Annotated in this window: 17 protein-coding genes; 8 read left to right on the top strand and 9 right to left on the bottom strand. The window is 68.3% G+C overall.

Going from position 1 to position 19667, the window contains the following annotated elements:
* The first annotated feature begins 255 nt into the window (after positions 1-255).
* From ACTJLD_RS02535 to ACTJLD_RS02500, 8 genes are all read left to right on the top strand, one after another.
* Complete coding sequence (locus tag ACTJLD_RS02535; protein WP_440657955.1) at positions 256-2109, top strand: extracellular solute-binding protein; 1854 nt, start codon at positions 256-258, stop codon at positions 2107-2109.
* Positions 2110-2122: 13 nt separating this feature from the next.
* On the top strand, positions 2123-3175 hold the full coding sequence (locus ACTJLD_RS02530) for a microcin C ABC transporter permease YejB (RefSeq protein WP_027787337.1): 1053 nt from the start codon (positions 2123-2125) through the stop codon (positions 3173-3175).
* Positions 3129-4241: an ABC transporter permease gene (locus tag ACTJLD_RS02525; protein WP_027787338.1), complete on the top strand. Its 1113-nt coding sequence runs from the start codon at positions 3129-3131 to the stop codon at positions 4239-4241. The genes ACTJLD_RS02530 and ACTJLD_RS02525 overlap by 47 nt, the downstream gene beginning before the upstream one ends.
* Positions 4241-5884, top strand: coding sequence for an ABC transporter ATP-binding protein (locus ACTJLD_RS02520; protein WP_059682489.1), 1644 nt, complete (start codon positions 4241-4243; stop codon positions 5882-5884). The genes ACTJLD_RS02525 and ACTJLD_RS02520 overlap by 1 nt, the downstream gene beginning before the upstream one ends.
* A complete protein-coding gene (locus ACTJLD_RS02515; protein WP_440657898.1) occupies positions 5877-7328 on the top strand; it encodes a TldD/PmbA family protein in 1452 nt (483 codons plus the stop codon). The genes ACTJLD_RS02520 and ACTJLD_RS02515 overlap by 8 nt, the downstream gene beginning before the upstream one ends.
* Positions 7328-8689 carry a TldD/PmbA family protein gene (locus ACTJLD_RS02510; RefSeq protein WP_440657896.1) on the top strand — a complete coding sequence of 454 codons (1362 nt, stop codon included), beginning with the start codon at positions 7328-7330 and terminating at the stop codon, positions 8687-8689. The genes ACTJLD_RS02515 and ACTJLD_RS02510 overlap by 1 nt, the downstream gene beginning before the upstream one ends.
* 21 nt (positions 8690-8710) lie before the next feature.
* Positions 8711-11872 (top strand): multidrug efflux RND transporter permease subunit, encoded by a 3162-nt coding sequence (locus tag ACTJLD_RS02505; RefSeq protein ID WP_440657894.1) that lies wholly within the window; start codon positions 8711-8713, stop codon positions 11870-11872.
* Positions 11873-12000: 128 nt separating this feature from the next.
* Positions 12001-12648: a glutathione S-transferase family protein gene (locus tag ACTJLD_RS02500; RefSeq protein WP_060074665.1), complete on the top strand. Its 648-nt coding sequence runs from the start codon at positions 12001-12003 to the stop codon at positions 12646-12648.
* A 108-nt stretch (positions 12649-12756) separates the two neighbouring features.
* On the opposite strand, the gene ACTJLD_RS02495 is transcribed toward ACTJLD_RS02500, so the two are convergent.
* From ACTJLD_RS02495 to ACTJLD_RS02455, 9 genes are all read right to left on the bottom strand, one after another.
* Complete coding sequence (locus ACTJLD_RS02495) at positions 12757-13788, bottom strand: extracellular catalytic domain type 1 short-chain-length polyhydroxyalkanoate depolymerase (protein ID WP_440657893.1); 1032 nt, start codon at positions 13786-13788, stop codon at positions 12757-12759.
* A gap of 86 nt (positions 13789-13874) precedes the next feature.
* Positions 13875-14129: a GlsB/YeaQ/YmgE family stress response membrane protein gene (locus tag ACTJLD_RS02490; RefSeq protein WP_021160949.1), complete on the bottom strand. Its 255-nt coding sequence runs from the start codon at positions 14127-14129 to the stop codon at positions 13875-13877.
* A 232-nt stretch (positions 14130-14361) separates the two neighbouring features.
* Entirely contained in the window at positions 14362-14673 is a 312-nt protein-coding gene (locus ACTJLD_RS02485; RefSeq protein WP_048022765.1) for a hypothetical protein, read from the bottom strand.
* Positions 14673-15044: a hypothetical protein gene (locus tag ACTJLD_RS02480; protein WP_048022763.1), complete on the bottom strand. Its 372-nt coding sequence runs from the start codon at positions 15042-15044 to the stop codon at positions 14673-14675. Before ACTJLD_RS02480 ends, ACTJLD_RS02485 begins: the two co-directional genes overlap by 1 nt.
* A 52-nt stretch (positions 15045-15096) precedes the next feature.
* The gene (locus tag ACTJLD_RS02475; RefSeq protein WP_021160952.1) at positions 15097-15345 is read right to left on the bottom strand and encodes a CsbD family protein; all 249 of its coding nucleotides are present in this window, start codon (positions 15343-15345) and stop codon (positions 15097-15099) included.
* A 360-nt stretch (positions 15346-15705) separates the two neighbouring features.
* The gene (locus tag ACTJLD_RS02470) at positions 15706-16239 is read right to left on the bottom strand and encodes a chalcone isomerase family protein (RefSeq protein WP_059488456.1); all 534 of its coding nucleotides are present in this window, start codon (positions 16237-16239) and stop codon (positions 15706-15708) included.
* A 1-nt stretch (position 16240) separates the two neighbouring features.
* Positions 16241-17458: an SAM-dependent methyltransferase gene (locus tag ACTJLD_RS02465; protein WP_060196334.1), complete on the bottom strand. Its 1218-nt coding sequence runs from the start codon at positions 17456-17458 to the stop codon at positions 16241-16243.
* Positions 17455-18309 (bottom strand): DUF1365 domain-containing protein, encoded by an 855-nt coding sequence (locus ACTJLD_RS02460; protein ID WP_021160955.1) that lies wholly within the window; start codon positions 18307-18309, stop codon positions 17455-17457. Before ACTJLD_RS02460 ends, ACTJLD_RS02465 begins: the two co-directional genes overlap by 4 nt.
* Positions 18306-19613 carry an NAD(P)/FAD-dependent oxidoreductase gene (locus ACTJLD_RS02455; protein WP_060084915.1) on the bottom strand — a complete coding sequence of 436 codons (1308 nt, stop codon included), beginning with the start codon at positions 19611-19613 and terminating at the stop codon, positions 18306-18308. Before ACTJLD_RS02455 ends, ACTJLD_RS02460 begins: the two co-directional genes overlap by 4 nt.
* Positions 19614-19667 lie beyond the last annotated feature (54 nt).

Below are 19667 nucleotides of genomic sequence, written 5' to 3'. Positions count from 1 at the left end.
GGGGCGGCCTTTTTTCGCCTGGCGCCACGACGTCCCGCAACTGGGCCGCGCGGCGGCGCAGTTGATCCGATCGTGTACAGCACGAACCCCACGCGGGACGCGGCCGGCATGCGGCGTCCGGCACAGGCATCGACCGTGCGCAGGCAGCGCGCCCGCACGCTTCCGGACAGACTGACCATGAGACTGTTGAATGGGCGACGGGCACGCGTGCCGCGCCACTCGCACCTGAAGCGCCTGAAGCGCACGCATGCGTGGATGCGTGCCGCCACGCGCGCCGCGCTGCTTGCGTGCGCCGCGTGGCTCGTGTCGGGCGGCGTCATGCCGCAGGCCGCGCTCGCCGTGCCGGCGATCTCGCAATACGACCATCCGAAGTATCCGCCGGGCTTCACGCATTTCGACTACGCGAATCCGGACGCGCCGGACAGCGGCACGCTCGATTTCGAAAACTACGACGAAGCGCAAAGCTACGACTCGCTGAACCCGTTTCTCGTGCGCGGCTCGCCTGCGCCGGACATCAAGAACCTGATGTTCGACACGCTGATGCAGCGCAGCTGGGACGAGCTCGCATCCGAATACGCGCTGATCGCCGACGACGTCGAGGTCGCGCCCGACGGACTCTCGGCCACGTTCCACCTCGATCCGGCCGCACGCTTCTCGAACGGCGACCCGATCACCGCGGCCGACGTCAGGTATTCGTTCGATACGCTGACGAGCCCGCAGGCTTCGCCGCTGTACAACGCGCAGCTCTCGATCATCAGGCGTGCGGTGGTCGTCGACGGCCACACGGTGCGCTTCGAGTTCAAGCACGCGGAGCGCGACGCCGCGCTGATCGCGGGCGACCTGCCGGTGTTCTCGCCGAAGTGGGGGCAGCGTGCGGACGGCACGCGGCCGCCGTTCGACCAGATCGCAACGGTGCCGCCGATCGCGAGCGGCCCGTACCTGATCGAGCAGCGCAAGAACGACAAGCAGATCGTCTATGTGCGCAACCCGCACTACTGGGCGGCGAACCTGCCGTCGCGACGCGGCATGTTCCGCTTCGCGCGCGTGTCGTTCAAGCTGTACCTGGATCAGTACACGGCGCTCGAGGCATTCAAGGCCGGCGACATCGACGCGCGCATGGAATACAGCGCGACGCAATGGGCGCGCAAGTACGTCGGCAAGAACTTCCGCAACGGCATGCTCGAGCGCGGCGAGTTTCCTGACGGCCCCGCGCAGATGCAGGGCTTTTTGATCAACATGCGCAAGCCGATGTTCCGGGACGTGCGGGTGCGGCACGCGCTCGCGCTGGCGTTCGACTTCGACTGGATGAGCCGGATGATGTTCTACGGGCAGTATCGCCGTACCAACAGCTTCTGGGAGGCGAGCCCGTTCGCGGCAACCGGCATGCCGAGCGAGAAGGAGCGCGCGTTGCTCGAACCGTTCCGCTCGACGCTGCCCCCGGAGGTGTTCGGCCCGATGGTCCGGCAGCCGTCGACGCTGCCGCCCGACTCGTTGCGCGCGAACCTGAAGCAGGCGCGCGACCTGCTCGCGCAGGCGGGCTGGTTTTACCGCGACGGCGCGCTGCGCGACGCGAACGGCACGCCGATGACGATCGAGATCATCGACGACCAGCCCGGCATGGACCGCCTGATCCTGCCGTACACGCAGGCGCTCGCGATGCTCGGCATCCACGCGTACCTGCGCGAGATCGACAGCGCGGTCTACCTGAAGCGGCTCGACAACTTCGAGTACGACATGACGACGTACATCTACCTGCCCGTGACGATCCCGGGTGCGGAGCTGACGCGCCGCTTCGGCAGCGCGGCTGCGTCGCAGCCGGGCTCCGAGAACTATCCGGGCGTGAAGTCGAAGGCGGTCGACGCGCTGATCCGCGCGGCGCTCGCCGCCGACACGCTCGACGATCTCGAGACGGCCACGCACGCGCTCGACCGCGTGCTGATCAACCTGTACGCGCTGATCCCGCAGTATTACCTGCCGAATGCACGGATCGCGTACAAGACGACGCTCGGCCACCCGGCGATCGTGCCGAATTCCTATCAGTACGAAGACTGGATCATCGACTACTGGTACGTGAAGCATCCGGCGGCGAAACCCGTGCCGGCGGCCTGACGGGGGAACGACGATGCTCGCATACATACTCAGGCGGTTGCTGCTGATGGTCCCGACGCTGATCGGGGTGGTGACGATCACGTTCGCGGTCACGCAGTTCGTGCCGGGCGGGCCGGTCGAACAGGTGCTCGCGCAGTTGCGCCACGGCAGTGCGCGCGGCGGGGAGGCGGGCGGCGGAGGCGGCGGCTACCACGGCAGCCAGGGCGTCGACCCGCAGCAGATCGAACAGATCCGCAAGCAGTTCGGCTTCGACAGGCCGCCGCTCGAACGCTATGTGCTGATGCTGAAGAGTTATGCGACGTTCGACCTCGGCCAGTCCTATTTCGCGCATCGCAGCGTGTGGGCGGTCATTCGCTCGAAGCTGCCGGTGTCGATCACGCTCGGGATGTGGACGGTGATCCTCACGTACCTGGTGTCGGTGCCGCTCGGCATCGCGAAGGCGGTGCGCAACGGGTCGCGGTTCGACACCGTGACGAGCGTGCTGGTGCTGGCCGGCTACGCGGTGCCGGGCTTCGTGCTCGGCGTGCTGCTGCTGATGCTGTTCGGCGGCGGCACGTTCTGGCAGGTGTTCCCGATGCGCGGGCTCACGTCCGACAACTTCGACGACCTGACGCTGATCGGAAAGGCGCTCGACTATCTATGGCACATCGTGATGCCGGTGACGGCGTCGGTCGTCGGCAACTTCGCGATCGTCACGATCCTGACCAAGAACACGTTCCTCGAGGAGATCGGCCGGCAATACGTGCTGACCGCCCGCGCGAAGGGCGCGCCCGAGCGCGACGTGCTGTGGAAGCACGTGCTGCGCAACGCGGCGATCCCGCTGCTCACCGGGCTGCCGGCCGCGTTCGTCGGCGCATTCCTGAACGGCAACCTGCTGATCGAGACGCTGTTCTCGCTCGACGGCATGGGGCAACTGTCGTACGACTCGGTGATCCGCCGCGACTATCCGGTCGTGCTCGGTTCGCTGTTCCTGTTCACGCTGATCGGCCTGCTGACCAAACTCATCGCGGATATCTGCTATGTCCTCGTCGACCCCCGTATCCAGTTCAACCGCCTGGACCACTGACCAGGCATGCGCGGCGTGCGCGGCCTCGCCGTCGCCGTGGCGGCGCACGTGGTTGCGCTTTCGCGCACAGCCGCTCGGTTACTGGAGCCTCGTGATCTTCACGGTGCTGTTCGTGCTCAGCCTGGGCGCGAACCTGCTGTCGAACGACCGGCCGCTGATCGTGCGCTACGACGGGCACTATTACTTCCCGATCGTGAAGGACTATCCGGAGACCGCGTTCGGCGGCGATTTTCCCGCGATGACGAACTATCTCGACCCGTACATCCGCACGAAACTCGAGTCGCACGGCAATTTCGCGCTTTATCCGCCGAACCGCTATCGCTACGACACGATCGACTATTTCGCGTCGCGCCCGTATCCGGCGCCGCCGTCGGCCAGCAACTGGCTCGGCACCGACCAGTTCGGGCGCGACGTGCTCGCGCGGCTGCTGTACGGGTTCCGGCTGTCGGTGCTGATGGCGTTCGCGCTGACGGTATCGGGCGTGCTGGTCGGCGTGCTGACCGGCGCGCTGCAAGGCTTCTACGGCGGCCGTACCGACCTGGTCGGCCAGCGCCTGATCGAGATCTGGAGCGCGCTGCCCGACCTGTACCTGCTGATCATCTTCGCGTCGATCTTCACGCCGTCGCTGTGGCTGCTGTTCGTGCTGCTGTCGATGTTCGGCTGGCTCGTGCTGTCCGACTACGTCCGCGCCGAATTCCTGCGCAACCGCGCGCTCGACTACGTGAAAGCGGCACGCACGATGGGGCTGACGAACGCACAGATCATCTGGCGCCACGTGCTGCCGAACAGCCTGACGCCCGTGATCACGTTCCTGCCGTTCCGGATGAGCGCGGCGATCCTGTCGCTGACGAGCCTCGACTTCCTGGGGCTCGGCGTGCCGCCGCCGACGCCGAGCCTCGGCGAACTGCTGCAGGAGGGGAAGAACAACCTGGATGCGTGGTGGATCTCGATCGCGGCGTTCGCGGCGCTGGTGGTGACGCTGCTGCTGCTCACCTTCATGGGCGATGCGCTGCGCAACGCGCTCGACACGCGCACGCGCGGCTCGGCATTCGGCGGAGGGCGATGATGACGAGACCGTTGCTGCAGATCGACGGGTTTTCCGCGCATTTCGGCGCGAACGCGGCCGTCCAGGACCTGAGCCTGTCGATCGGCCGCGGCGAGCGCGTGGCGCTCGTCGGCGAGTCGGGGTCGGGCAAGAGCGTGACCGCGCTGTCGATCCTGCGGCTCGCGCAGCAGGCGACGCTATCGGGACGGATGCTGTTCGACGGCGAGGATCTGCTCGCTAAGACCGAGCAGCAGATGCGCGGGATCCGCGGCGCCGACATCGCGATGGTGTTCCAGGAGCCGATGACGGCGCTCAATCCGCTGTATACGATCGGCAAGCAGATCGCCGAGAGCCTGCGGCTGCACGAGGGGCTGCGCCCGGGAGAGGCGCGCGAGCGCGGAATTGCGCTGCTTCGGCGCACCGGGATTCCCGAGCCGGAGCGGCGTATCGACAGCTTTCCGCATCAGCTGTCGGGCGGGCAGCGGCAACGCGCGATGATCGCGATGGCGCTGGCGTGCCGGCCGCGGCTGCTGCTCGCGGACGAGCCGACCACTGCGCTCGACGTGACGGTGCGCCAGCAGATCGTCGACCTGCTGATCGAGTTGCAGGAGCGGGAGGCCGCCGAGCGCGGGATGGCCGTGCTGCTGATCACGCACGACCTGAACCTCGTGCGGCGTTTCGCACAGCGTGTGGCCGTGATGGAGAAGGGCGTGCTGGTGGAGACCGGCACGACCGCCGGGCTGTTCGCGGCGCCGCAGCATCCGTACACGCGCCGGCTGCTCGACAGCGCGCCGCAACGGGCGGTCGAGCCGGTCGCCGCCGGCGCGCAGACGATCCTCGACGTGCGGCAACTCGCCGTCGACTACCGCATCGCGGCAAAGGGCTGGCGCTCGGTGCTCGGCAAGACGACGTTCCGCGCCGTGCACGACGTGCAGTTGAGCCTGAAGCGCGGCGAAACGCTCGGGATCGTCGGCGAGTCGGGTTCGGGGAAATCGACGCTCGCGTCGGCGGTGCTCGGCTTGCAGCGGCCGGCGTCGGGCGGGATCGAGATCGACGGCATGCCGCTCGCGTCGCTGCGCACGACGCAGGGCCGGCGCACGCTGTACGGGCGCATGCAGGTGGTGTTCCAGGATCCGTTCGGCTCGCTATCGCCGCGCATGACGGTCGAGCAGATCGTCGGCGAAGGGCTGGGCGTGCACCGGCCGCAGGTGACCGGCGACGCGCGGCGGGCGCGGATCGCCGCGCTGCTGCAGGAGGTCGGGCTGCCTGCCGAGGCGATGCTGCGCTATCCGCACGAGTTTTCCGGCGGGCAACGGCAGCGGATCGCGATCGCGCGGGCGCTGGCGGTGGAGCCGGAACTGCTGGTGCTCGACGAGCCGACGAGCGCGCTCGACGTGTCGATCCAGAAGCAGGTGCTGAATCTGCTGACGAATCTGCAAAAGAAGTACAAACTCAGCTACCTGTTCATCACGCACGATCTGGCGGTGATGCGCGCGATGGCCCACCGGGTCATCGTGATGAAGGCGGGGCGCGTGGTCGAGGAGGGCGAGACGCTCGACGTGCTGCACGCGCCATCCCATCCGTATACACGGGCGCTGCTCGCGTCGTCCATGCCGGCGCCGGCGCACGGCCCGCAGCAGAGGCAAGAGAGAACCGATGATTGACGAGAACCGGGCGCCGGGCGCCCGAGCCGTACAGGCAGCGCAGGCGTTGCGCAGCGACGCCGATTTCTGGTCGCTGCGCATCGTCGACGAGACGATCGACGAACATGCGGTGCGCAACGACGTCGCGCAGCCGTTCTCGCGCACGCGCGAGCGCGGCGCGATGCTGATGGCCCGGGCCGGCACGGGCGCGGGTTATGCGGCGACGCCCGACCTGTCCCCGGCCGGGCTGCAGGCGGCGCTCGACATCGCGACCGCGCGGGCACGGGCAAGCGCGCCGTGGGCGCTGGTCGATCATCTCCAGGCCGCGCGCCCGCAGACGAGCGGCACGTATGCGTCGCCCGATGTCGACGCAGCACTGCCGTCGCGCGCGGAATGGATCGAGCGTCTCGCGCACGAATGCGCGGCGGCGAACCTCGGCGCGCGCATCGTCGAGCGCGCGGCGAGCGTGATGATCGTCGACACCGAACAGTGTTACCTGACGAGCGACGGCGTCCGGATCGACCAGCGGTTCCGCTTCCTGATGCCCGAGCTGCACGCCGTCGCCCACGGCGACGGCGACACGCAGACGCGCTCGCTCGGTCAATCGGGCACGCTGGCGCAGGGCGGCCTCGACGTGCTGGCGCGCTACGGCTTCGACGGCGCCGGCGCGCGCGTCGCCGACGAGGCGCTGCAGCTGCTCGCCGCACCGAACTGCCCGACCGGCCGGCGCGACCTGTTGCTGATGCCCGACCAGATGATGCTGCAGATCCACGAGTCGATCGGCCATCCGCTCGAACTCGACCGGATCCTCGGCGACGAGCGCAACTTCGCCGGATCGAGCTTCGTCAGGCCGGAGATGGTCGGCCACTATCAGTACGGCTCGCCGCTGCTGAACGTCACGTTCGATCCCGAGCCGGCCGCCGAAGCCGCGTCCTACGCGTTCGACGACGACGGCACGCCGGCGCGCAAGCAGTACCTGATCCGCAACGGCGTGCTCGAACGGCTGCTCGGCGGGGCGCTGTCGCAGCAGCGTGCGGGCCTGCCGGGTGTCGCCAATTCGCGCGCGTCGAGCTGGAACCGCGCGCCGATCGACCGGATGGCGAACCTGAACGTCGAACCCGGCGACCAGTCGCTCGATGCGCTGGTCGCGGGCACCGAGCACGGGATCCTGATGCGCACCAACACGTCCTGGTCGATCGACGACCACCGCAACAAATTCCAGTTCGGTTGCGAATTCGGGCAACTGATCGAGAACGGCCGGCTCACGCAGGTCGTCAAGCGCCCGAACTACCGCGGCATCTCCGCACAGTTCTGGCGCAGCCTGCGCGCGGTAGGCGACGCGGGCACGTTCGGCATCTACGGCACGCCTTATTGCGGGAAGGGCGAGCCCGCGCAGATCATCCGGGTCGGCCACGCCGCGCCGGCCTGCGTGTTCGCCGATGTCGACGTATTCGGAGGCGCGTGATGACGGGATTCGAACCGATGGCACGCCGCGCCGGAATCGACTGGCACGCGCATTTCACCCGGCTCGCCGACGAGGCGCAACGGCTGAAGGCGCCGGCCGAAACCGTCCTGCTCGGTTTCTCCAGCGAAACGTCCGACTTCGTCCGCTTCAACGGCGGCAGGATTCGCCAGACCGGGCGCGTCACGCAGGGGCGATTGTCCGTGCGGCTCGTCGACGGGGCGCGGCAGGCGCACTCGGCGCTGACCGTCTGCGGCGATCCGGCGGCCGACCTGCCCGAACTGGCCGCCGCGCTGGCCGTGCTGCGCGACGGCCTGCGCGACGCGCCGGACGATCCGCACCTGCTGTTCGATACCTCGTCGTGGCTGCAGGAAACGCACCGCACCGGGCGCCTGCCGGATGCGGACGGGCTCGCGCGCGTCGTGGCCGAATGCGCGCGCGGTCTCGATTTCGTCGGCTTCTACGCGGGCGGTACGCTGGCGCGCGGCTTCGCGTCGTCGACCGGCAGCCGCGGCTGGTACGAGGTCGAGAACTTCAACTTCAGCTGGTCGCTGTACGACCCGAGCGGACGGGCGATCAAGACCGTCTACGCGGGCGACGACTGGAGCGATGCGGCGTTCGCCGCCCGCGTCGAGGCGGCCGCCGCGCGGCTGCCCGTGCTCGGTCGCACGCCGAAGGCGCTTGCGCCCGGACGCTACCGCGCGTATTTCGCGCCGGACGCCGTTCACGAGATGACGAGCCTGCTCGGCTGGAGCGGCTTTTCGGCGCGTGCGCTGGCGAGCGCCCGCAGCCCGCTGCATCGCCTGTACGCCGGCGAGGTCGCGCTCGATCCGCGCGTGTCGATCACCGAGGATTTCTCGCTGGGCGTCGCGCCGGCGTTCAACGCGGACGGCTACCGGCGCGACAGCGTGCCGCTCGTCGTCGGCGGGCGGGGGGAAGGGCAGCTCGTGAGCGCACGCACCGCGCGCGAGCACGGGCGTGTGCCGAACGGGGCGGACAACGGCGAATCGCCGCAGTCGCTGACGATCGCGGGCGGCACGCTCGCGGATGCCGACGTGCTGGCCGCGCTCGACACGGGGCTCTACGTCGGCAACCTCTGGTACCTGAACTTCTCGGACCCGATCGCCTGCCGGATGACGGGGATGACGCGCTTCGCGACGTTCTGGGTCGAAGGCGGGCGCATCGTCGCGCCGGTCGACGCGATGCGGTTCGACGACAGTTTCTACCGGCTGTTCGGATCGGAGCTCGAGCAGCTCGGCGCGACGCCCGCGCTGCTCGCGAACGACGACACGTACGGCGAGCGCGCCACCGGAGGCGCGCAGCTGCCGGGGCTGCTCGCGCGCGCGTTCGAACTCACGCTATAGCGCGGCTGCCGGTACTCGCCGATGCCGTCATTCTTCATCGACCGTCCCGTCTTTGCGTGGATCGTCGCGCTCGCGATCGTCGTCGCGGGCGTGCTGGCCATTCCGCAATTGCCGATCGCGCAGTATCCGCGCCTGGCGCCGCCGCGGGTCGTGGTCACCGCGTCTTATCCGGGCGCGTCGACCGAGACGGTCGATGCCGACGTCGGCAGCGTCATCGAGGAAAGCCTCGACGGCGCCGACGGGCTGCTGTACTACGAGACGAGCAGCGACGGTCACGGCAACCTCGAGATCGACGTGACGTTCTCGCCCGGCACCGATCCGGACATCGCGCTCGTCGACGTCAACAACCGGTTGAAGCAGGTCGAGCCGCGGCTGCCGCAGCAGGTCGTCCAGCAGGGGATCGGCGTGTTCAAGGCGGCGAACACGTTCCTGATGCTCGTCACGCTGACGTCGACCGACGGCACGCGCGATTCCGCGCAGCTCGGCGATTACCTGAACCGCTACGTGCTGCGCGAGCTGAAGCGTGCGCCGGGTGTCGGCGCGGCCGAGCTGTGGGATGCCGACGAGGCGCTGCGGGTCTGGCTCGATCCCGTGAAGTTGCGCGAATACGATCTCGGCGCCGACGACGTGATCGCGGCGATCAGCGCGCAGAACGCGACGGTCACGGCCGGCGCGATCGGCGACGCGCCGTTCGTGCATGGCCAGCAGCTGACCGCGACGGTCGTGGTCAAGGGGCAGCTTGCGTCGCCCGAGGAGTTCGGCCGGATCGTGCTGAAGTCGAAGCAGGACGGTTCGGCGGTGCGCGTCGCCGAAGTCGCGCGCGTCGAGATCGGCCGCGACGACTATTCGTTTTATTCGCGGCTGAACGGCCGGCCGGCCGCGACGGTCGGCATCCAGCTCGGCCCGCGCGGCAACGCGCTCGAAACGTCGAATGCGATCCGCGCACGGCTCGCCGAGCTGTCGCGGACGCTGCCGCCGGGCATCGCGGTCGAGATTCCCTTCGACGGCGCGCATTTCGTCAAGATCGCGATCCACGAAGTCGTGCTGACGCTCGTCGAGGCCGTCGTGCTGGTGTTCTGCGTGATGTGGCTGTTCCTGCGCGACCTGCGCTACACGCTGGTGCCGACCGTCGTGATTCCGGTCACGCTGATGGGCGCGTTCGTCGCGATGTGGGCGTTCGGATTGTCGATCAACGTGTTCACGATGTTCGGCCTCGTGCTGGCGATCGGCATCCTGGTCGACGATGCGATCGTCGTCGTCGAGAGCGTGCATCGCGTGATGGAGGAGGGCGTATCGCCGCGCGACGCCACACGGCGGGCCATGAAGCGGATCGGCGGGGCGATCGTCGGCGTGACTGCCGTACTGACCGCCGTATTCGTGCCGATGGCGTTTTTCCCGGGCAGTGTCGGCGGCATCTACCGGCAGTTCGCGGTGGCGATGATCGCGTCGATGCTGGTGTCGTCGTTCATGGCGCTGTCGCTCACGCCCGCGCTGTGCGCGAACCTGCTGAAGCCGGTCGCGCGACACGACGGGAGAACCGGCCGGGCGACGCGACGCGGCATCGGCGCGCGTCTGGCCGACCGGTTCGGTGCGGCCTTCGCGCGCGCCGAATCCGGCTATCGCCGCGTCGCGGTGTTTGCCGTGCGCCGCACCGGGATGGTCGTGGCCGTCTATGCGGCACTCGTGCTCGCATGCGGGCTGCTGTACTGGATGATGCCGGGCGGCTTCCTGCCCACCGAGGATCAGGGGCAACTGCAGGTGATGATCCAGTTGCCGGCGGGCGCCACGCAGGCGCGCACGCTCGCGGTCGTCGAGCGTGTCGAGGCGATCCTGCGCGCGGAGCCGGCGATAGCGAACGTGACGAGCGTGATCGGCTGGAGTTTCGCGGGCAGCGGGCAGAACGTCGGGATGGCGTTCGTGGAACTGAAGGACTGGGCGCAACGCGACGTCGACGCGATGGCGTTGCGCGACCGGCTCAACGCGCGTTTCGGCGCGATCCTCGACGGCGACGTCGAGGCGGCGCTGCCGCCTTCGGTGCGCGGCATCGGGCATTCCGACGGATTCACGTTCCGGCTCGAGGATCGCGGCGGGGGCGGGCTCGACGCGCTGAAGGCGGCCCGCGCGCAGCTTGCCGAGCGTGCGAAGGCGGATCCGCTGCTCTCGGCCGTGCATTTCGAAGACCTGCCGGACGCACCGCGTATCGAGCTCGACGTCGATCGCGCGAAGGCGTATGCGCTCGGCGTGCCGTTCGAGCGGATCGCGGGGCTCCTGGGCGGCACGTTCGGCTCGAACTACATCAACGACTTTCCGGCGTCGGGCCGGATGCGGCGGGTGATCATCGAGGCCGACCCGGTCGCGCGCGCGACCGACGCGCAACTGATGGCGCTGACCGTCCCGAACCGCACCGGCGACATGGTGCCGCTTTCGGCGATTGCCGCGCCGCACTGGACGATCGGCCCGGTGATGCTGAACCGGTACAACGGCTATCCGTCGCTCGACATCAGCGGCCGGGCGGCGACCGGCACGAGTTCGGGCGCGGCGATGGCCGAGATGGAGCGGCTGGCCGGTGCGCTGCCGGCCGGGATCGGTTTCGACTGGGTCGATGCGGCGCGCGAGGAGCAGGTTGCCGCACGGCAGACGCCGCTGCTCGTCGGGTTGTCGGTGCTCGCGGTCTTCATGGCGCTGGCCGCGCTGTACGAAAGCTGGACGATTCCGTTGTCGGTGCTGACGATCGTGCCGCTCGGCATGATCGGCGCGATCGCGGCGGCACTCGTGCGCGGCATGCCGAACGACGTGTACTTCAAGGTCGGGATGATCACCGTGATCGGGCTGGCGGCGAAAAACGCGATCCTGATCGTGCAGTACGCGCGCGACCTGGCCGGTCATGGCGTGCCGCTGCGGCAGGCGGTGGTCGATGCGGCCGCTGCGCGATTCCGGCCGATCGTGATGACGTCGATGGCGTTCCTGCTCGGTGTCGTGCCGCTCGTGCTGGCGACGGGCGCCGGGGCGGAAAGCCGGCGATCGATCGGTACGGGCGCGTTCGGGGGTGTGCTGGCGGCAACGGTGTTCGGGCTCGTGTTCGCGCCGGTGGCGTTTCGTGTCGTGGCGTCGGCCGGGCGACGCGGCCGGCGTGCGGCGGTGGCGACGCGCGACGATCGTCAGGCTGAGGCGGTGGGGGAGTGACGACGTGCCACGCAGTGCCGGCAGGTGGATTTCGTGCGTTGCGTTGCGTTGATTGAATGCGATCGTCGTGCGGACGTCTCGCAGACGGCGCGATGTTCAATTCGAATTCCAGGAGACGGATTCAAACGATGTCCTACGTTCTGTATTACTCGCCCGGTGCGGCAAGCATGGCCGTGCACTGGATGCTGATCGAACTCGGTGTGCCGTTCGAAACGCGTCTCGTCGATATCGATGCGGGTGCGCAGCATACGCCCGAGTACCTGCGGATGAATCCGGCCGGCAGAGTGCCGACGCTGGTCGTCGACGGCATACCGCGGACCGAATCGGCCGCCTTGCTGATGCTGCTTGCCGAACGCCATCCGCAGCCGTCGCTGGCTCCCCGTCCGGGCGCGCCCGAACGTCCCGAGTGGTTCGAGATGATGGTCTATCTGGCCAATTCGGTATTGCCTGCGATGCGAAACTGGTTTTATGCGGAAACGGATGGCGATCCGCGATGCGCCGAGATGGTGAAGACGTTTTCGCGGGGGCAAATCGAGGAGTCGATGGCGCATCTCGACAATCTGCTGTCCGACGGTCGTTCGTACCTGATCAACAATCGGTTGAGTACGGCGGACTTCCTTGCGTTGATGCTCATGCGCTGGACGCGCAACATGCCGCGCCCGGCAACGACATGGCCGCATCTTGCGAGGTACATACAGCACCTTCGCGGGATGCCGACGTTTGTCGAGTTGAACGCGCGGGAAGGGTTGACTGAGTGGATGAATCCGGTTTCTTGAGTGTTCTTGAAAAGTGAGGCAGCAGTCGATTGGGGGGCTGCTCGTCTGTTTGAGCAATACCCGCGGTCCTGCCTCGAACGACGTGGGACCGGCGGCGAATATCCGGCGTCAGGTGCCCGCGCTCGCCGGAGCGTCGCGGCGGCGGTATCTGAAAAACGACCACAACATCGCGGTCGCATCCGGGCCCTCCGCCGCGTGAAACGGCACGCGAGCGTCGCCGCCGCTCCACGCGTGACCGAGCCTGCGTACGATGCAGACACGCACGACGCAGCGGCCGCTGCGCCGATGGTCGATCACCAGCCGGTCGCCTCGATCCGACACGGTGCGCGTACCGCTGATGGGCTCACCCTCCGCGTCGATGAAACGATTGACACGCAACCACTGGCGCGCGGCCTGTTCCGCATTGATTTTCGCAACGACGCCGTCCCGTTCGCCATGCACGATCAGCGCCGGCATGCCGGGGTAGTCCCGCACGCTGACGGCCGCATCGATGAGTTGCACCGGGTCGCTGCGGCTGCCGTACTGCATCACCTTCAATGCGTCGAGCGACGAGCGGGCAGCCGCCGAAACGGCGCCCGAATGAAGCGCTACGGCCGCAAATAGCGTCGGGGCGTGCAGCGCGAGTTGCGCGGCAAGCCCGGCGCCGGCGGACATGCCCGCGACGTAGACACGGGCGGGATCGAACGCGTGCTGCCGGACGATCGCCCGGATCAGCGACGCGATTGCATCCGCGTCGGAGCCGGCGGTCGGCTCGGGCGGGTCGAACCAGTTCCAGCAGCGATGGGGGTACCTGCTTTTCGATTGCTCGGGCAAGAGCACGGAGAAGCCGAAACGATCGGCGGCACGATCGATCCGCGTGCCGAGCGCGAACGACTCGGCCGTCTGCTTGCAGCCGTGAAGCAAGACGACGAGCGGGCCATGGCGCGGCGCGTTTCGCGGACGATACAGCGAGTAGGTGACGTGATTGACGAAACGGCCGGGCGCCGGCAGCGACGAGAAGAACGAGCGGGCCCACACGCCGTCGGTGGACAGCGCGGGCTGCTTGCGGGAAGCGGGCTTCGTGCGCGGGGCCGCTGTGCGCCGCGTCGCCGTTCTCTTGGGCAGCGAAGCGAACGGATTCAATCTCAGCCAATGACTCACCGGTTTTCGCGGCATGATCGGTAAGCGGCATGCGGGGTCGCATGCCGGATGGTGACGAAGAACACGCGGTCGGCCGTCAGACCCCGTCAGACCGCGCGATTGAACAGACGGATCACGAACAGCAGGATCACGGCGCCGATGACGGCGATGACGATCGAGCCGAGAATGCCGCTGAAGCCGATGCCGAGCAACCCGGCGAGCCAGCCGCCGATCACCGCGCCGACGATGCCGACCACGATGTCGATCAGCAAGCCGAAGCCTCCGCCCTTGACGAGTACGCCCGCGAGCCATCCTGCGACTGCGCCGATGATCAGCCATACGATCAAACCATGTACATCCATGATGTTTCCCCTCTCCTTTGGATTGATAGCAGATTCGTGAAACGGGATCTGCCCGACCGTCCGCGCAACGGGACAGAACGCGAAACGGAACTGCTCGTTTTTGCACTACCCTGAAGCCGTCCAGCACGATTGAAGTGGTCCGAAGAAATCGGACCGGTCAGCCGGCCGGGCCTCTCGTGGAAGCGGCCGCTCCGGCAACTCGCCCGGACGTTTCGCGCGGGTCTGCGCCGGTTTACTTCTCCACCATGTCCCGCGTCATTCGCCCGATCAACGCGACCAGCCCGGCGCGAACGGCCGTCGTCACGATGCGCCGCGGCCCAAGGATCACGAAACCGGCCAGCGCCACCGCGACGGCCGCGACGGCCGAGCCGCCGAGGGTCGGCAGCTTCATCGCCGGATAGTCCGCGATGTCGCCGGAACGCGCTCGCCGGGCCGTTTCGACGACGTGGTTCGACGCGGACAGTTCGGCCCGGGTCGCCGCCATGCGGGCCAGCAGGACACGCCGCCTCGATTCCGGCGAACCATCGGAGATTCGTCGTTTCATCACAGGCTCTCTCTGGCGGTCTGGATGTCGCGCTGCAATTCCTCGGTCAGGACGGAAAACGTGCCGTGTTTGTCACGCATGCGCACCGCCGCAAAGGAGGCGATCGACACGCACACCCAGAACCCGGCGACGACCCATGACGTCTCGATCAAATACGGCGTTCGTGCGGCGCTGACGATCGCTGCCACGCACACGAAAGCCAGTCCGAACGTCACGCTCAGGCCGAGCAACGCATACAGCATCAGATCGCGCAGGAAGTACTTCCTGGCGAGGTCGAATTCGATTGCCGCGAGACCCGCGTAGTCGGCCAGACGCGCGACCGAGAATTGCGCGACATCCTGCCATTTCCTGATTCTCGAAAGCAAAACCATGACATGCTCCGATGATGACCTCAACGCATGCCGTCGGGCTCGTGACAGCCGATCAGCGCTTCGACCACATTGCGCCGATGATGAAACTCACCGCTGCGACGGTCGCCAGCGTCGCAATCGGATTGCTTGCGGCAACGTCGCGCACCTGCTCGAGCGCCTCGCCATAGGTTTGCTGAACCGCGCCGGCCACCTGGCGCGCTTTTCCGTCGAATTGCATGTCGGCACTTCCCGTGGCGTCACCCACCGCCTCCTGCGCTTTGCCCGCCAGCTTCTGCACCGTGCCTTCCGTCTTTTCGAACATGATCGACCTCGTCGTTCAATCGGGTTGCGTGACCATTGGGACAATGCTGGATCACATTCGTGACGCCATTCGATATCCCGGGGCTCAGTGTAGAGGGGGCGCAGCGTGCAGGGCATGTTCAAATGCACTGGGCGGCGTAGTGCATTTGAGGGGGCGCGCGGGTGCGCAGCAGGTGTGCGCCCGCGAGCAGCCCCGCACGGAACGTGCCGATCCAGCGTTGCCGGTGCGCGGTGCTCGGGACGCAGACGAGCCAGCCGGCCTGCGACAGCATGAGACAGGCGGCGGTTTCGGCGATGGCGGAATGGCTCCGGGGCCGATCCGGGAGACGCGCGGCGGTGGCGATCGTTGCGCGTTCCGCCGTCAACGTGCGGTGTCGCCGAGCAACTGGCGGCGCAACGATTGTGCACGGGTGCGCGGATCGAGCCAGATGTCGAAGAAGGCGCGCGCGAAGACCGGATCGGGGATGTCGGCCGTGAGGCGGCCGTTCGTGTAGAAGCGCGCACCCTGATCGGGCAGGTAGACGCCGCAGAGTACGTCGCCGCGCGCGACGTCGGTAAATGCCCGTGCGATGTCGGCGCGCCACGCGTCGCGGGTCGCCGCGGGCAGCGGTGCGGGCGCGAGGCGCTCGATTTCGGCCATGCCGGTGGCGACGAGCCGCGCGCCGCTCACGTCGTGGCGATACGTGAGCGAAAGTGCGAACGGCGTGTCGAATCCCGCGGGCGGGTGGGGCGCCCACAGCTGCGCGTCGTACAGACAGACGCCGAATACGCAGAATTGGCCGGCCCCGATCATCCGTGCCGACGCGACCTCGTCAACGCAACGCGCGCCGGCCTCCGGCGCCGCGGAAAGCACCGCCGCCAGCGCGAGGATCGCAGCCCGGTGTCTCGCGTTCATGTCAGCGTGCCGACGACACGACGAAATGCATCACGTCGGTGCGCCGCTCGGCGAACCCCGCCTCGCAATAGGCGAGGTAAAGCCGCCACGTTCGGATGAAGGTCTCGTCGAACCCCAGTGCACGCACGGCGTCGACGTGATCCTCGAACGCCTCCCGCCAGGCGCGCAACGTGCGTGCGTAGTCGAGTCCGAACGCGAGCACCGGCTCCGCGGCGAGACCCGCGCGGCCAGCCGCGTCGACGAAGCGCTCGGCGCTCGGCAGCATGCCGCCCGGAAAGATGAACTCGCGAATGAAGTCGCTCGAAGCCCGGTAGGCCTCGAACTGCGGCTCGGCGATCGTGATCGACTGGATCAGCGCCCGCGCGCCTGCCTTCAGATGCTGCCCGAGCGTGTCGAAATACACCGGCCAGAACGCTTCGCCCACGGCCTCGAACATCTCGATCGACACGATCGCGTCGTACTGTCCGTCGATGTCGCGGTAGTCGCGCAACTCGACCGTCACGCGATCGGACAGCCCCGCACGCGCGATGCGCTCGACCGCCAGCGCGTATTGCGCCTCCGAGATCGTCAGCGCACGCACGCGGATGCCCTGGCGTGCGGCGTACATCGCGAAGCCGCCCCAGCCGCAGCCGATTTCGAGCACGTGCATGCCGGCGCGCAGCCCGAGCGATGCGACGATGCGTTGATATTTCGCCGCCTGCGCATCGGCGAGCGAGCGCTGCTCGTCGCCGTCGAAGCAGGCGCTCGAATACGTCCACGTGTCATCGAGCCACAACCCGTAGAAGCGGTTGCCGAGATCGTAATGCGCGTGGATGTTGCGGCGGCTGCCGGCGCGTGTATTCATCCGCAGCCGGTGGCGTAGCGCATACCAAAGGCGGGCGAGCCGCCCGCCCGTCAGCGTCTGCGCGATCGCCGGCTCGTTGCGGATCGCCAGACGCAGCAGCGCGACGAGGTCGGGGGTGTCGACCTGGCGTGCGCGATACGCTTCCGCGAACCCGATGTCGCCCGCGCGCAGGATCGCGCGGCACGCCCGCCAGTCGCGGATCTGCAGCGTCGCGGCCGGCTGGCAGTGCGGATCGCCGAACACGTATTGCGCGCCTTCGGGCGTCACGAGTATCACGTGGCCGTGCCGCAGCCGCCGCAGCAGCGCGACGAACAACCGCGAAGAAAGCGGCAGCGCGGGTTGCGATGCATTCGATAACAGGCGCAGCAGGGTCATGGGCGGACCTCGTGGTCGGACACCGCAGGGCGGCAGGGCGGCGACACCCGTGCCGACGGGGGCGGCGGTGCATCGGCGCAGGACGGCCGGGCAGGGGGCGTCCTGCCGTGGAACGGCACGCGCTTGAGCCAGAGCCGCAGCGCCTGCCAATGGATCCGGACGATCACACCGATCGCGTTGAACGGCTGCCGCGCGAGCGCGCGCCACGCCCGCGCGGCGCTCAGCGGGCCGGCCTGCATGACGAGCGCCGTCCGCAGCAGCAGGCCGTCATCGTCGCGGTAGTCGATGGCGACCCGCAGGTGGTCGCCGCGCTGGCGCACGCGAAACGCGTATGTCCCGACGACGTCGCAAAACGGCGATACGTGAAACGTCTTGCGGCAGACGAGGACGGTGTCGTCCCCGATCGGCGCGTGCCGCCTCGCGCTCAGCAAGTAGCCGTGGTGCGCGCCGAACGTATTGCGCACGTCCGCGTACAGCGCGCGAAGGCGACCCGCGCGGTCGTAGCAGTACCAGAAGCTCACGGGGTTGAACGCATGGCCGAAGAGGCGCGGGATCGTCTGCAGCCAGATCGGGCCGTCGGCCGGAATGCCGGCTTCGGCGAGGCGGGCGCGCAGCCACGGCGCAAGCGGCTGTCCGTCACGCGGCCCGTAGTCGCGCGACGCGAGTCCGAACGGCCGCCAGCGATCGACGCCGAACCAGTTGCCGTCGATCTCGTGAAGCCGCTCGATATCGCAGCAGATCTGGAACAGCGGATACGTGAACGCATGGTGCACGGGCCGCAGCCGCTCGTGCATCACGTGCCCTACGAGCAGCCGCGCGGCGCTGCCGTCGCTCGCGAACGGCGCGTTCATGACGTGGCCCAGGCCGGCTTTACGCCGAAGTCGCCGGCCACGCGCAAGGCGGATTTCAGGCCGTCTTCATGAAAGCCGTAGCCTGTCCACGCACCCGCGAACCACGTGCGGCGCTGCCCTTGCAGCGCGGGCAGGTGTTGCTGCGCATCGACGGCGGCGAGATCGAGCAGCGGATGCTCGTAGTCGTAGCGGCCGAGCTGCGTGCCGGGCGCGGGCGCGTCGACGGGATTCAGCGTGACGACGACCGGAGTGTGGAAAGGCAGCGGCTGCAGCTGGTTGATCAGGTAGCTGACACACACGGGCGATGCTCCGCCGGCGGCCGGCGCCGCACGGCGGCTCAGGTAGTTCCACGCCGACCAGACGCGCCGCCGGCGCGGTAGCAACGCCGTATCGGTATGCAGCACCGCGACGTTGCGCTGGTAGCGCACGGCGCCCAGCACGCGGCGCTCGGCGTCGCTGGTGTCCGCGAGCAGCCGCAGGCTCGTCGGCGCGTGGCACGCGAGCACGATGGCGTCGAACCGCTCATGGCCGGCCGCGTCGGTCGCCACCGTGACGCCGTGCTCGTCGCGCCGAATCGTGCGGACCGGCGTGTTCACGCGTACGTCGTCGAGCGTCGCGGCGATGCGCTCGACATACTGCCGCGCGCCACCGGCGATCGTGCGCCAGGGCGGTCGGTCGTTGACCTGCAGCAGCGCGTGGTTCAGGCAGAAGCGCAGGAACGTCGCCGCCGGAAACCGCAGGATGTCGTCGGCCGCGCTCGACCAGATCGCGGCCGCCATCGGCAGCAAGTAGTGCTCCTGGAACGAGGTGCCGTAGCCGCCCGCGGCGAGCAGCTCGCCGACCGACAGACGCTGGCGGTGTGCCGTTTCGAGGTGATGCTGCGCGGACGCGTTGAAGCGCAGGATGTCGCGCAGCATGCCGAGGAACGACGGCGAGAACAGGTTGCGGCGTTGCGCGAATACCGTGTTGAGATTGCTGCCGGCCCATTCGAGCCGGCCGCCGTCGATCGAAACCGAGAACGACATGTCGCTCGGATGCGCGGCCACGCCGAGTTCGGCGAGCAGCGCGATCAGATTCGGATAGGTGCGGTCGTTGAACACGAGGAACCCGGTATCGACCGGGTGGCTCGCGCCGTCGAGTTCGACATCGACGGTGTGCGTGTGGCCGCCGAGGTAGCCGGCCGCCTCGAACAGCGTCACGCGGTGGCGACGGGCCAGCAGGTAGGCGCTCGCCAGGCCGGCGATGCCGGCGCCGACGACGGCGATCCGCCGCCCGGGCGGCAAGGCAGTGAGGGGCTGGTGCATCGCGAAGGGTCTCCGTCAGGCGGGTCGGCGGTCTCGGGAACGGTTTTTCAAGAT

The sequence above is a fragment of the Burkholderia sp. 22088 genome, assembly GCF_052045915.1.
Lineage (GTDB): Bacteria > Pseudomonadota > Gammaproteobacteria > Burkholderiales > Burkholderiaceae > Burkholderia > Burkholderia cepacia.
The sequence above is the reverse complement of the archived record's forward strand: the minus strand, read 5'-3'. Positions and strand labels throughout refer to the sequence as shown.

Excerpts from the sequence above, each read along its gene's own strand:
- ACTJLD_RS02500 (WP_060074665.1), top strand. The coding sequence starts at position 12,001 with ATGTCCTACGTTCTGTATTACTCGCCCGGTGCGGCAAGCATGGCCGTG.
- ACTJLD_RS02525 (WP_027787338.1), top strand. The coding sequence starts at position 3,129 with ATGTCCTCGTCGACCCCCGTATCCAGTTCAACCGCCTGGACCACTGAC.
- ACTJLD_RS02455 (WP_060084915.1), bottom strand. The coding sequence starts at position 19,613 with ATGCACCAGCCCCTCACTGCCTTGCCGCCCGGGCGGCGGATCGCCGTC.
- ACTJLD_RS02480 (WP_048022763.1), bottom strand. The coding sequence starts at position 15,044 with ATGGTTTTGCTTTCGAGAATCAGGAAATGGCAGGATGTCGCGCAATTC.
- ACTJLD_RS02530 (WP_027787337.1), top strand. The coding sequence starts at position 2,123 with ATGCTCGCATACATACTCAGGCGGTTGCTGCTGATGGTCCCGACGCTG.
- ACTJLD_RS02505 (WP_440657894.1), top strand. The coding sequence starts at position 8,711 with ATGCCGTCATTCTTCATCGACCGTCCCGTCTTTGCGTGGATCGTCGCG.
- ACTJLD_RS02510 (WP_440657896.1), top strand. The coding sequence starts at position 7,328 with ATGACGGGATTCGAACCGATGGCACGCCGCGCCGGAATCGACTGGCAC.
- ACTJLD_RS02520 (WP_059682489.1), top strand. The coding sequence starts at position 4,241 with ATGACGAGACCGTTGCTGCAGATCGACGGGTTTTCCGCGCATTTCGGC.
- ACTJLD_RS02470 (WP_059488456.1), bottom strand. The coding sequence starts at position 16,239 with ATGAACGCGAGACACCGGGCTGCGATCCTCGCGCTGGCGGCGGTGCTT.
- ACTJLD_RS02515 (WP_440657898.1), top strand. The coding sequence starts at position 5,877 with ATGATTGACGAGAACCGGGCGCCGGGCGCCCGAGCCGTACAGGCAGCG.
- ACTJLD_RS02465 (WP_060196334.1), bottom strand. The coding sequence starts at position 17,458 with ATGACCCTGCTGCGCCTGTTATCGAATGCATCGCAACCCGCGCTGCCG.
- ACTJLD_RS02535 (WP_440657955.1), top strand. The coding sequence starts at position 256 with ATGCGTGCCGCCACGCGCGCCGCGCTGCTTGCGTGCGCCGCGTGGCTC.
- ACTJLD_RS02460 (WP_021160955.1), bottom strand. The coding sequence starts at position 18,309 with ATGAACGCGCCGTTCGCGAGCGACGGCAGCGCCGCGCGGCTGCTCGTA.
- ACTJLD_RS02485 (WP_048022765.1), bottom strand. The coding sequence starts at position 14,673 with ATGAAACGACGAATCTCCGATGGTTCGCCGGAATCGAGGCGGCGTGTC.
- ACTJLD_RS02490 (WP_021160949.1), bottom strand. The coding sequence starts at position 14,129 with ATGGATGTACATGGTTTGATCGTATGGCTGATCATCGGCGCAGTCGCA.
- ACTJLD_RS02475 (WP_021160952.1), bottom strand. The coding sequence starts at position 15,345 with ATGTTCGAAAAGACGGAAGGCACGGTGCAGAAGCTGGCGGGCAAAGCG.